An 11,395-nucleotide genomic window follows, 5' to 3' on the forward strand; every position below is an offset into this window, starting at 1 on the left:
AAAGCGTTTTGTCACTAATTTATTATAAATTTATTTTGTAAATATTATTTTAAGATAATTTTTAAAGTAATATTGAATTCTTTATTAAAATATGATAAACTATATAGAATATTGCCCACGGGCATTAAGCAAGGTGAAAAAATGAGCAAATTAACACTCTGTGTACTCTTTGGCGGTGCATCGTCGGAACACGACATAAGCTGCATAAGTGCAAAAAGTATACTTGAAAATATAAATAAAGAAAAATACAACATTGTAAAACTCGGCATAACAAGACAGGGCGAATGGTTTTTGTTTGATGACGATGTAAATATGCTTCCTAACGACGAATGGCTCAAATCGGCTTCGCTCAAAAAAGCATACATCACACCTGACAGCAAAATCCACGGTATCGTAACAGAGGACGGCGAACAAATCAAACTTGATGTTGTATTTCCTGTTCTTCACGGCAAAAACGGTGAGGACGGCACAGTACAGGGGCTTTTGCAGCTTGCACAAATTCCGTTTGTCGGCTGTGATGCAACCTCATCGGGCAGCTGTATGGACAAAGCGGTTACAAACGCCGTTGCCGATGCTTTTGGCATTGAGCAGGCAAAATGGTGTGCATTTACCGAATACGAATACGGCAAGGACAGCAGAAAATGCCTTGACCTTGCAATCAGCAAATTAGGCTTCCCTATTTTTGTTAAACCTGCAAACGCCGGTTCATCGGTCGGCATAACAAAGGCTCACAACGAGGAGGAACTCATTGTAGGCATAGAAAAGGCATTCAAAGAGGACAAAAAAGTTGTTCTTGAGGAATTCATCGAAGGTCAAGAAGTGGAAGTTGCAGTTCTCGGCAACGAAGAACCTGTTGCGGCAGAAGTCGGTCAAATTGTTGCGGCCGCGGAATTCTATGATTTTGACGCAAAGTACAACAATCCGGCATCTGAGCTTCATATTCCGGCTCTTTTGAACGAAGAAAAGAGAAACGAAGTCAGACAGGCGGCTCTCAGAGCATACAAGGCTTTAAGCTGTGAGGGTATGAGCAGATGCGACTTTTTTGTTACAAAAGCAGACAAAAGAGTTTTGCTTAACGAAATAAATACTATTCCGGGTCAAACATCAATCAGTATGTACCCTAAATTGTTTGAAGCCGTAGGCGTAGGATATACGGAGCTTATCGACAGGTTGATTGACCTTGCAATTAAGCGTGGAGGCATTATCTGATGGCTAAGGCATTGATAACTATCATAGGTCATCAAAAATTTGACGATGACAAAGACCAAGTTGAAATGAAAACAGTCGGCACGGTTGAACATGATGACGACAATTACATAATCAGGTATAACGAAGAACTTGAAACCGGTTCAACACCTATCCGTGCAAAGCTCAACATTGCCAAAGACGAAAGCAAGGTTGAGATGATTAAATCGGGACCTTACTCCTCTTGCCTGATTATAGAAAAATCAAAGCGTCACCTGTGCAATTACGGCACGGAATACGGCGATATGCTGATGGGGATTTTCGGCAGAGAGGTTGAAAACGATTTTAACGAAAACGAGGGAACATTTAAGTTTAGCTATGACATAGATATAAACGGTGCAATTTCCTCGCAAAACGATGTAATAATAAAATTCAAAGTATGTGAATAATCGGGAGAACAGACATGTCAAAAATGGTAAAAGAAGTAGAAAACAAACTTTACGAGGCTATCGAAAATGCTGTTAATTCGGCAATCGAAAACGGAGATTTGCCTCAGGCGGATATGCCAAAATTTATAATTGAAAAACCTGCCGACAAGAAAAACGGCGACTTTTCATCAAACATCGCAATGGCAGGTGCAAGAGCATTTCATCAGGCACCTCGTATGATTGCGGAAGCAATAGTAAAGAATTTCAGCCTTGACGGCGGCTACATCGACAGATGCGAAATCGCAGGTCCGGGCTTCATCAATTTTTATCTTTCGGACAAGTATTACAGCGATGTACTCAAAGACATTGTTGCAAGCGGTGACAGCTACGGCCGTTCAAACTACGGCGAGGGTAAAAAAATCCTTGTGGAATTTGTATCTGCCAATCCGACGGGACCTATGCACATCGGCAACGCTCGCGGCGGTGCAATCGGCGACTGCCTTGCAAGTGTGCTTGATGCGGCAGGATATGATGTTCAAAGAGAATTTTATGTTAACGATGCCGGCAACCAGATTGAAAAATTTGCAACCTCGCTTGAAGTAAGATATTTGCAGGAATGCGGCAAGGATGTTGAACTTCCTGAGGACGCATACCACGGCGAGGACATCACCGTGCATGCAAGAAACTTCTTTAGCGAAGTCGGCGACAAATACGCAGAATGTGACTCACAGGAACGCAGAGATGCACTTGTTGCGTATGCTTTGCCTAAAAATATCGCAGGTCTTGAAGCAGACCTCGGCAAGTACAGAATTAAGTACGACAAGTGGTTCAGAGAATCAACTCTCCACAAGGACGGCTCGGTTCAAAAGGTTATCGAAGCACTCAAAGAAAGAGGCGTAACCTATGAGCAAGACGGAGCACTTTGGTTTAAAGCAAGCGAATTCGGCAATGATAAAGACATCGTGCTTATCCGTGCAAACGGTATTCCTACCTACATTGTGCCTGACATTGCATACCACTACAACAAGCTTGTAACCCGCGGATATGACAAAGCTATTGATGTTCTCGGTGCAGACCACCACGGTTACATTCCGAGAATGAAAGCGGCACTTACCGCTCTCGGACTTGATGCAGACAGACTTGACATTGTTATTATGCAAATGGTTCGCCTTGTCAGAAACGGCGAAACAATCAAACTTTCAAAGCGTTCGGGCAAAGCCATCACACTTAATACTCTTCTTGAAGAAATTCCGATTGATGCGGCAAGATTCTTCTTTAATCTCCGTGAGCCGAATTCGCACTTTGATTTTGACCTTGAACTTGCGGCAAAACAAAGCAGCGAAAACCCTGTATATTATGTTCAGTACGCTCACGCAAGAATTTGCTCAATCATCAAAAAAGCCGCAGAAGAAGGCATTGAGGTTGTTACACCGTCTGCAGAAGCACTCAACAGACTTAATTCGGACGAGGAGCGTGACCTTATTTCTCACCTTGCAGGACTTACCGATGAAATTATCGGTGCGGCAAAGAATTACGACCCTGCAAAAATCACTCACTACGTAATTGACCTTGCAACTCTTTTCCACAAATTCTACAACGCACACAGAGTTGTAAGCGAGGATAAAGAACTTACCGAAGCAAGACTTTTCCTTTGCACTGCGGTTAAAAACACAATCAAAAACATTCTTGTTATGCTCAAGGTTGATGTTCCTGAAGCAATGTAAAAAGCACAAAAAAGAGGTATAAATATGAAGTTCAAAGCAAGCACATTACACAAGATAGGCAGACCTCTTGTTAATTATGTTTACAAAAATCCAAAAAGGAATATACCAAAGGTACTCAAAATCGGCAAAGCGGTTACAGGAAATCTGTTCCCCGAATCAACCTGGACCGCTCCGCTTGATGTTATCACCAATCCGCAAAACACTTGGAACGAATATGTTTACCGTATTATTGAAGAAACCGACAAGGAGCTTCTTACAAATGTGCTCCTTACCTTTGCGATTGATGCAGGATATATTGGAACTTCAACCCTGCGTGAAAACAGAGATAAACTCAAGTGCAACATTCCGTGGATTATTCTTATGGACCCTACCTCTGCATGCAACCTCAAATGCAAAGGCTGTTGGGCTGCCGAATACGGTCATCACTCAAATCTTACTCTTGACGAAATGAGAAAAATCGTTACCGAGGCAAAGGCTCTCGGCACGCACTTCTTTATGTTCACGGGCGGCGAGCCGCTTGTACGCAAAAAGGATATTCTTACCCTCACAAACGAAAACAAAGACTGCATCTTTCTTGCATTTACAAACGGCACGCTTGTTGACGACGAATTCTGCGAAGAATTGAAGAAATCGGGCAACTTTGCACTTGCACTTTCTATTGAGGGCACAGAGGAAACAACAGATGCAAGACGAGGCGAGGGCGTTTACCAAAAAGTTGTTGACGCTATGGCGTTGCTCAAAAAACACAAGTGTATTTTCGGCACATCGGTTTGCTACACAAGTAAAAACTATGACGCCGTAACCTCGGACAAGTTTTATGATATGGAAATTGAAGCGGGTGCAAAATTTGCTCTTTACTTCCACTATATGCCGGTCGGCTCGGATGCAGACACTTCATTGCTTCTCACTCCGGAGCAAAGAGAACATGTTTACAGAACTATCCGCAAAAAGAGAAGAACACGAAAAGGCAAGCCGATATTTGTTATGGACTTCCAAAACGACGGCGAATTTGTAGGCGGTTGCATCGCAGGCGGAAGAAACTATTTCCACATCAACAGCGAGGGTGATGCAGAGCCTTGCGTATTCATCCATTACAGCGACAGCAACATCAGAGAAAAGAGTATTCTTGAATGTTTGCGTTCGCCTCTTTTCAAGCAATATTACAAGGGACAGCCGTTCAATAACAATATGCTCCGCCCTTGCCCGATGCTTGAAAATCCGCAGGCGTTAAGGCATATCATTGATGTAACGGGTGCAAAATCAACAAACCTCACCTGCCCTGAATCGGCAGAAGAACTTTGCTCAAAGTGCGACCTTTATGCAAAAGAATGGGCACCGATGGCAAAGCAGATTTGGGAGGAGCAGGAACGCTTCCACCCATTCACACAATACTACCGTGACACCGACGAAGCCAAAAACGAACAATAAAAAATATAACCCCGAACCGTTCCGAAATGAAGCGAACGGCTCGGGGTTATTTATTATTAATTCAATCGGCGTCTTTGATTATATCTTTATACTGAAGTCGGACTACCTTTTCCAAATTCTTTGGCGAGGTGCAGACCTGACAGCCCACTCTGCCGCCCGAGAAAAAGATTTTTTCCGCTTCTTGAGCGTTGATATGGATGGTTGTCTTAAACTGCTTTTTCATCCCGATAGGCGAGCATCCGCCGTGGATATAGCCTGTAAGCGGCAGAAGTTCCTTTTGCGGAATCATCTCGATACTTTTTTCACCTACTGCCTTTGCGGCTTTTTTCAAATCAAGCTCGTGCTCGGCAGGCACCATAAAAACATAATGTTCCTTTGACTTGCCGACCGTCACCAAGGTTTTGTACAAAAATTCCGGGTCGGTACCGAGTCCGTTTGCCACTTCAACCGCATTTGTGGTCATATTGTCATATGCGTAATGCGTGTATTCAAGTTTCTTTTGGTCAAGCACACGCATAACATTTGTTTTGTCCTTTTGCATAATGTCACCTCTAAAAAATAATAGCACAAACCAAAATTAATATCAATACAAGGTAAAATAAAAATGCAGACCGAAAAAGTCTGCATTTTTGTTAGATTTTAAAAACTGAAAAGTCCGATTGCCTGAGCAAAAAGGATAACCAAAAGCACAGGTGCAACAAACTTAATCGTTACATTGTAAATAATCTTACGGTTGAACTTTTCGCCGTTCTTTGTAACTTCATCAATAATAGTCTTTGGCTTTGCAACCCAGCCGACAAGAATACAGGTGAAGAATGCAACAATCGGCATAAAGATATTGTTGCTGACATAGTCCATAACATCAAGAATTTGACCGACTGTGCCGTTTGGAAGTGTAAGTTCAAAGTAAAACTTATTGTAGCCGAGGCAAACGATTGTGCCGGCAATCAAAGCATATACCAAAACGACAACACCGGCGGTGTTACGCTTCCAATGGAATCTGTCCATAAGTGACGAAACGATAGCTTCCATAATTGAAACAGATGATGTAATAGCGGCAAAAAGCACCATAACAAAGAATACAACACCTACCGCAATACCGATTTTGCCCATTGCGGCAAATACCTTCGGAAGCGAGATAAACATCAAGCCCGGGCCTGCTGTCATACCGTCCTTGCCCATAAACACGAACACTGACGGAACAATCATAAGACCTGCAAGAAGTGCAACCAAGGTGTCAAAAATTTCGATTTGGTTAACCGACTTCATAAGGTTTGTGTCGTCATCAACATAAGAGCCGTAGGCAACCATAATACCCATAGCAACGCTGATTGAGTAGAAAAGCTGACCGAGAGCGTCAAAAATAGTTGTAAATGTTGATTTGAGCGTAAGTGATTTAAAATCGGGTACAAGATAAATCTTAAGACCCTGCAAACCTGTACGGGTTACGCCGTCTGCATCTGTGTACTTAAGAGTGAGTGCAAACACGCCGATACAAATAATAAGAACAAAAAGAATAGGCATAAGAATTCTGCTTGTTTTTTCAATACCCTTGTTTACGCCGCCGAAAACGATTACTGCGGTTGCAACAACATATACAGCCATCAAAATGATTGGAAGCCACAGACTTGTAATATGATCTGTGAAGTAGTTATCCGCTGCGGCTGCTACGCCATCGCCTGTTGCAAAGCTGATGAAATACTTGAGCACCCATCCGCCGATTGCACAATAATACGGCAAAATAATTATCGGCACAAGAGTTGCGATTGTACCGAGCGGTCTGAACTTTTTGTTGAGTTGACCGTATGCGGTAAGCGGAGATTGCTTTGTTTTTCTGCCAAGTGCAATTTCTGTAACCAAAAGCGTGAATCCGAATGTAAGAGCCAAGATGATGTAACAAAGAATAAAAAATCCACCGTTATCTTTAGCTGCCAAATACGGAAATCGCCAAATGTTGCCAAGGCCTACGGCACTTCCCGCTGCTGCAAGAACGAAGCCGATAGAGCCTTTAAAGCTGCTTCTTTTCTTTTCCATTTTAGTAGTCCCTCTCTGACATAATATTAGAATGAGTTTTAATTATACCATAAAACGACAAAAAATACAACTAAATTATTTTTCCTCGGTTGACAAAAATATACCAATGTTGTAAAATCATTTTGCTTTATGTAAATATACAGTATTCTGCTGTTGAGAGGGATAATTTAATAATGAATTACAACAAAACAAAGACGGTAAAATTTGCGTTTAAAATGTCTTTGCCCGTTTTGTTCGGATACCTGTTTTTAGGCTCGGCTTTTGGCATTTCTTTGTTTGAAATCGGCTACAACTGGGTTTGGGCGATTGTTATTTCGCTTCTTGTATATGCCGGCTCGGGTCAATTTTTGCTCGTATCAATGATTGGCTCGGGAGCAAATCTTGCAAACATTGCGATAATGACATTTTTTGTAAATTCACGCCATATATTTTACGGCTTGAGCTTTATAGAAAAGTTCAGAAGCTACGGTTGGAGATACCCGTCGCTTATTTTTTCGCTTACGGACGAAACATACGGAGTTAACACATCGTTTAACACCGTACCGAAAGGCGTTAACGAAGGCGACGCAAGATTTTTGATAGGAATATTCGACCACGCATATTGGATAATCGGTTCTGTCATCGGCAACCTTGCCGGTCAGCTGATAAAAATTGACTTTACGGGCATAGATTTTTCAATGACCGCACTGTTTGTAGTTATTTTCCTTGACCAAATTCTTGCTTCAAAATCCAAACTTCCGGGATTTCTCGGTATAGTATGTGCACTTATTTGCCTGTTTATTTTCGGACCGGACAAGTTTTTGCTTCCGAGCCTCATAGTTACGGTGTCGCTTCTTCTTGCGTTTAAACCGTTCCTGTCGGGTGACAAAAAGGAGGTAAAATAATGCTTTCTACATCTCAAATGCTCATCACCGTACTTGTTGCCGGTGCCGTTACATTTGCAACAAGATTGATTCCGTTTGCCGCTTTCGGTAAACGAGAGGTGCCGAAAATCGTTAAATACCTCGGCGACATTATGCCGCCTGCAATAATCGGAATACTGATTATCTATTGCATAAAGGACGGCTACACCTTTGATATGAACATACTTGCACCGCAGCTGATTGCCATTGCTCTCACGGTAATTGTACATTTGTGGAAGCGTAACACGCTAATCAGCATATCGGTCGGCACCATATCATATATGTTACTCATTCATTATGTATTTGTATAAATTAACAACACCGCAAACTCAACTTTTTGAGCTTGCGGTGTTTTACTTTTAGACATTTAACTTTTATGAGTTTTATTATAAAGTTCCTGTATGCCATCAGGGAATTTATCCGGGAACATTGCAAGCACATTTTCGTCCGTGCCATCCTTAATCGCCGTGTCATAATACCAATATTTAAAATTAAGCATATCCAAACTATGTTCCATTTCAGCCATTTCGGTCCTTATAACTTCACGACGCTTGCCGAGAAGTTCTCTGCGTTTTTCAAATGTTGACGACCCTTCTTGACACCAATCCATAAACTGCTTGATTTCCTTAATCTCAAGCCCCGATTTTTTAAGACACTCAATCACACGAAGCGATTCAATCTCGTTATCTGAAAACTTGCGTATGCCGGAAACTCTCTCTAACTTTGGAAAAAGCCCCTCTTTATCATAATATCGCAATGTTGAAACCGGCAAATCAAACATATTTGCGACTTCGCTGATCGAATACATATTTCATCTCCTTTAAATTATAGACTTAAAGTTAACTTTAACTATTACTATACTTTTATAATATCACTTTAAGCACAAAAAATCAATACCAAAGCTTGAAAAGGCTGCGTTTTTAGAGTTTTGCCGCTAAACATCACATACCCTCTCGCCTGTTAAAAACGACAAATCGCCTGTAAGTTCAAAAGTGTCTTTATTTGCAAAAAAGCCTTGTATCATAGAGATTGCTTCAGGCTTTGCCTTTTCATACAAATCAGCAAAACTTTCATTTCTCGCAACGCTTTTATTATACGGTGAGTACCAGATACCGTGTCTGTTGTTGGCAAACTTTGCGGCATATTGCATATCGTCAACCCTGAACATAGAGGACGGCTTAAAATTCTTTGTGAACGGCGAAGCAAAAGTTTCGGCAGGCTTCAGCACCTTGCAAATTTTATCGTTTGGGTCAAAGGTGACCTTTTGAATGTATTTTAAATCGTCTATCGCCTGTTCGGCATCGAATTTACTGACAAAATTCTCCGTTGAATTCGATACAAAAAAACTGATGATTTTTGCACAATGCGTGCGTGTTAAATCTGTATAATTAAGAGTTTTTGAAGTATCAAACGACGCAGGATTTTGCACGCCTAACCTCTTAAACAGCAAATAAGAATCAAGTGCAAACTCTGCCATATTGTGAGCCGTAAAGGTATGAATATCGGGATAAAGTTCCTTAAATCTGTATTGCATAAAATACACATACGGATGGCAAACCCTGTCAAGTGCATAGTGAAGAATAAAACCCACGGCATAAGATTTTGCAATATCGTCATCAGGATATTGATTTACATAATCACGCAAAGCGTCAAACTGAACACTCGGCTTTGTCCTGTGCAAAACAGAACCGACTTTACGCAAACTTTTGCCGCACATCCATGGCAAAATTCTGTGGTCATAAAATATATCGGGACCCTGAGTGCCGATATATACCGCCTGTTCGTCAAGGGCAAAATCAACATTGCTCTTAATTTTTTCCATAAGTTCATACGCAAACAAATAATGAGTTGAGTAAGCCGGCATAACATCACCTTTCCTTTAATAATATTATAAATCATTTAGTGTTTAAGCACAAGAAAAAATGCACATTACGAAAATGTGCATTAATATGTCGAAAACCTTTTTTCACAGCCTACAGCGTATCGAAAAAGGTTCCGGATTATCTTTAATCATTAATATGTCAATCCAAACTTATTTTATCTATTGCTTCAAGTTCTTCAGAAGAAAACGAAGTGTTTTGAATAGCTTTGATATTATCAAGAATTTGTGACGGCTTTGATGCTCCGATTAAAACAGAAGTAACCGCACCGTCCTTGAGCACCCACGCAAGAGCTGTTTCGGCAAGAGTTTGACCTCTTTGCTCCGCAATTTTTGACAATGCCTTGATTTTTGCAATTTTTTCATCGGTTATCGCCGACTGCTTCAAAAATCTGCTGTCTTTTGCAACCCTGCTGTCGCTCGGAATGCCGTTTAAATACCTGTTTGTGAGAAGCCCCTGTGCAAGAGGACTGAAAGCAATTATGCCTTTTTTGAGTTCAACCGCAGTTTGCTTTAAGCCGTTATTCTCTATGGTTCTGTCAAAAATCGAATATCTGTTTTGATTGATGACAAACGGACATTTCAGGTCGGTAAGTATTTTACACGCCTTTTCCAAATTTTCGCCGTCGTAATTTGAAACGCCTACATAAAGTGCCTTGCCGCTTTGAACCGCTGTTGCAAGTGCACCCATGGTTTCTTCAAGCGGAGTTTCGGGGTCAAGACAATGATGATAAAAAATATCCACATAATCAAGGCCCATACGCTGCAAACTTTGGTCAAGACTTGCAAGAAGATATTTGCGACTGCCGTTTCTGCAACCGTAAGGTCCTTGCCACATCTCATAGCCTGCCTTGGTGCTGATTATCATTTCATCACGGTAAGCCTTCATTTCCTGATTTAAGATTTTGCCAAAATTTTTCTCGGCACTTCCCGGTTCGGGACCGTAATTATTTGCAAGGTCAAAGTGGGTAATACCGTTGTCAAAAGCGGTAAAGCACAAATCCTTCATATTTGAATAAAGGCAATTATCGCCGAAATTATGCCAAAATCCGAATGACACGGCAGGGAGTTTTAATCCGCTGTTGCCGCATCTGTTATAAACCATAGTATCGTATCTTTTTTCACTTGCTGTATACATATAACCGTTCTCCGTTAATTATTTCTTTGCCCAACCCGAATACAAAGTTAAGCTGTCGCTGACTGTATCTTTGTTGACATCAAACCGATTTGTGCAATCCTTATCGGTGTACCATCCGGTAAAGGTGTAACCCTCTTTTACCGGATTTTCATCCACATCGACAAGTTGACCGTACATAACCTTTTGACTGTCTATTTGAGAGCCGCCGTCTGTATTGAATGTGACAGTGAAGCCTGCATGACTTACCGCAAAAATCATACAGGCGATAAGAACGATAATACCTATAAGAATGAGCTTGTCGGCGGTTTTTACCGACATTTTGACATTTCGGTAAAGTCCTCCGGGCTTTCTTTCCGTATTCAAATTCATTGTATTGTTTTCATTCATATTTTTCACTGCCTTTCAGGGGGATTTATAACGCTTGCTTTGACACAGACAAAACTGTTCTCCACAAGATTTTAACAAATAATTTATCTGCGTGCAAGATATTTACGCATATCAATTGCACAAGCCACGAGAATGATTACACCCTTGATGATATAAAGCATATTTGCCGATACCGAGAGGAAATTAAGTCCTGCAAAGATAATCTGCAAAAGAAGTACGCCGATTACGATACCGCTGATTTTACCTGTACCGCCTACAAACGATACACCGCCGATTACGCAAGCCGCAAT

At 41.3% G+C, this 11,395-nt stretch carries 12 protein-coding genes and 1 pseudogene; 6 read left to right on the forward strand and 7 right to left on the reverse strand.

What is annotated here, in order from left to right; translation table 11 throughout:
* The first annotated feature begins 141 nt into the window (after window positions 1-141).
* The 4 genes from Q0E08_RS05315 to Q0E08_RS05330 are packed head-to-tail and all read left to right on the forward strand — an operon-like array spanning window position 142 to window position 4,765.
* A complete protein-coding gene (locus Q0E08_RS05315) occupies window positions 142-1,209 on the forward strand; it encodes a D-alanine--D-alanine ligase family protein (RefSeq protein ID WP_294777722.1) in 1,068 nt (355 codons plus the stop codon).
* On the forward strand, window positions 1,209-1,634 hold the full coding sequence (locus Q0E08_RS05320) for a DUF1934 domain-containing protein (protein ID WP_294777723.1): 426 nt from the start codon (window positions 1,209-1,211) through the stop codon (window positions 1,632-1,634). The genes Q0E08_RS05315 and Q0E08_RS05320 overlap by 1 nt, the downstream gene beginning before the upstream one ends.
* Before the next feature lie 14 nt (window positions 1,635-1,648).
* On the forward strand, window positions 1,649-3,337 hold the full coding sequence (gene argS, locus Q0E08_RS05325) for an arginine--tRNA ligase (protein ID WP_294777725.1): 1,689 nt from the start codon (window positions 1,649-1,651) through the stop codon (window positions 3,335-3,337).
* 24 nt (window positions 3,338-3,361) lie between these two features.
* The gene (locus Q0E08_RS05330; protein ID WP_294777727.1) at window positions 3,362-4,765 is read left to right on the forward strand and encodes a radical SAM protein; all 1,404 of its coding nucleotides are present in this window, start codon (window positions 3,362-3,364) and stop codon (window positions 4,763-4,765) included.
* Window positions 4,766-4,826: 61 nt separating this feature from the next.
* On the opposite strand, the gene ybaK is transcribed toward Q0E08_RS05330, so the two are convergent.
* Window positions 4,827-5,306, reverse strand: coding sequence for a Cys-tRNA(Pro) deacylase (ybaK, locus tag Q0E08_RS05335; RefSeq protein WP_294777729.1), 480 nt, complete (start codon window positions 5,304-5,306; stop codon window positions 4,827-4,829).
* A gap of 98 nt (window positions 5,307-5,404) precedes the next feature.
* Window positions 5,405-6,799, reverse strand: a complete 1,395-nt coding sequence (locus Q0E08_RS05340; protein ID WP_294777732.1) for a sodium-dependent transporter — start codon at window positions 6,797-6,799, stop codon at window positions 5,405-5,407.
* A 173-nt stretch (window positions 6,800-6,972) separates the two neighbouring features.
* Here Q0E08_RS05340 and Q0E08_RS05345 point away from each other — a divergent pair, with 173 nt between their 5' ends.
* Together Q0E08_RS05345 and Q0E08_RS05350 are read left to right on the forward strand one after the other, a co-directional pair.
* Window positions 6,973-7,683 (forward strand): AzlC family ABC transporter permease, encoded by a 711-nt coding sequence (locus tag Q0E08_RS05345; RefSeq protein ID WP_294777734.1) that lies wholly within the window; start codon window positions 6,973-6,975, stop codon window positions 7,681-7,683.
* Window positions 7,683-8,012 (forward strand): branched-chain amino acid transporter permease, encoded by a 330-nt coding sequence (locus Q0E08_RS05350; protein ID WP_294777736.1) that lies wholly within the window; start codon window positions 7,683-7,685, stop codon window positions 8,010-8,012. The genes Q0E08_RS05345 and Q0E08_RS05350 overlap by 1 nt, the downstream gene beginning before the upstream one ends.
* 56 nt (window positions 8,013-8,068) lie before the next feature.
* Here Q0E08_RS05350 and Q0E08_RS05355 read toward each other — a convergent pair whose 3' ends face one another.
* The 5 genes and pseudogenes from Q0E08_RS05355 to Q0E08_RS05375 form a co-directional block, all read right to left on the reverse strand.
* A complete protein-coding gene (locus Q0E08_RS05355) occupies window positions 8,069-8,509 on the reverse strand; it encodes a MerR family transcriptional regulator (protein WP_294777738.1) in 441 nt (146 codons plus the stop codon).
* Between the two features lie 126 nt (window positions 8,510-8,635).
* Window positions 8,636-9,565, reverse strand: coding sequence for a zinc dependent phospholipase C family protein (locus Q0E08_RS05360; protein WP_294777741.1), 930 nt, complete (start codon window positions 9,563-9,565; stop codon window positions 8,636-8,638).
* A gap of 157 nt (window positions 9,566-9,722) precedes the next feature.
* The gene (locus Q0E08_RS05365; RefSeq protein WP_294777743.1) at window positions 9,723-10,718 is read right to left on the reverse strand and encodes an aldo/keto reductase; all 996 of its coding nucleotides are present in this window, start codon (window positions 10,716-10,718) and stop codon (window positions 9,723-9,725) included.
* Window positions 10,719-10,736: 18 nt separating this feature from the next.
* Window positions 10,737-11,105: an InlB B-repeat-containing protein gene (locus Q0E08_RS05370; RefSeq protein WP_294777745.1), complete on the reverse strand. Its 369-nt coding sequence runs from the start codon at window positions 11,103-11,105 to the stop codon at window positions 10,737-10,739.
* A gap of 83 nt (window positions 11,106-11,188) precedes the next feature.
* Window positions 11,189-11,395 (reverse strand): annotated as a pseudogene (locus Q0E08_RS05375) (beta-methylgalactoside transporter); the annotation flags it as partial.

Origin of the sequence: uncultured Eubacterium sp. (assembly GCF_934561735.1) — a bacterium.
In the GTDB taxonomy this organism is placed as follows: domain Bacteria; phylum Bacillota; class Clostridia; order Oscillospirales; family Acutalibacteraceae; genus Eubacterium_R.

Coding starts and splice junctions, on each gene's coding strand:
- Q0E08_RS05315 (WP_294777722.1), top strand. CDS start 142: ATGAGCAAATTAACACTCTGTGTACTCTTTGGCGGTGCATCGTCGGAA.
- Q0E08_RS05320 (WP_294777723.1), top strand. CDS start 1,209: ATGGCTAAGGCATTGATAACTATCATAGGTCATCAAAAATTTGACGAT.
- argS (WP_294777725.1), top strand. CDS start 1,649: ATGTCAAAAATGGTAAAAGAAGTAGAAAACAAACTTTACGAGGCTATC.
- Q0E08_RS05330 (WP_294777727.1), top strand. CDS start 3,362: ATGAAGTTCAAAGCAAGCACATTACACAAGATAGGCAGACCTCTTGTT.
- ybaK (WP_294777729.1), bottom strand. CDS start 5,306: ATGCAAAAGGACAAAACAAATGTTATGCGTGTGCTTGACCAAAAGAAA.
- Q0E08_RS05340 (WP_294777732.1), bottom strand. CDS start 6,799: ATGGAAAAGAAAAGAAGCAGCTTTAAAGGCTCTATCGGCTTCGTTCTT.
- Q0E08_RS05345 (WP_294777734.1), top strand. CDS start 6,973: ATGAATTACAACAAAACAAAGACGGTAAAATTTGCGTTTAAAATGTCT.
- Q0E08_RS05350 (WP_294777736.1), top strand. CDS start 7,683: ATGCTTTCTACATCTCAAATGCTCATCACCGTACTTGTTGCCGGTGCC.
- Q0E08_RS05355 (WP_294777738.1), bottom strand. CDS start 8,509: ATGTATTCGATCAGCGAAGTCGCAAATATGTTTGATTTGCCGGTTTCA.
- Q0E08_RS05360 (WP_294777741.1), bottom strand. CDS start 9,565: ATGCCGGCTTACTCAACTCATTATTTGTTTGCGTATGAACTTATGGAA.
- Q0E08_RS05365 (WP_294777743.1), bottom strand. CDS start 10,718: ATGTATACAGCAAGTGAAAAAAGATACGATACTATGGTTTATAACAGA.
- Q0E08_RS05370 (WP_294777745.1), bottom strand. CDS start 11,105: ATGAATGAAAACAATACAATGAATTTGAATACGGAAAGAAAGCCCGGA.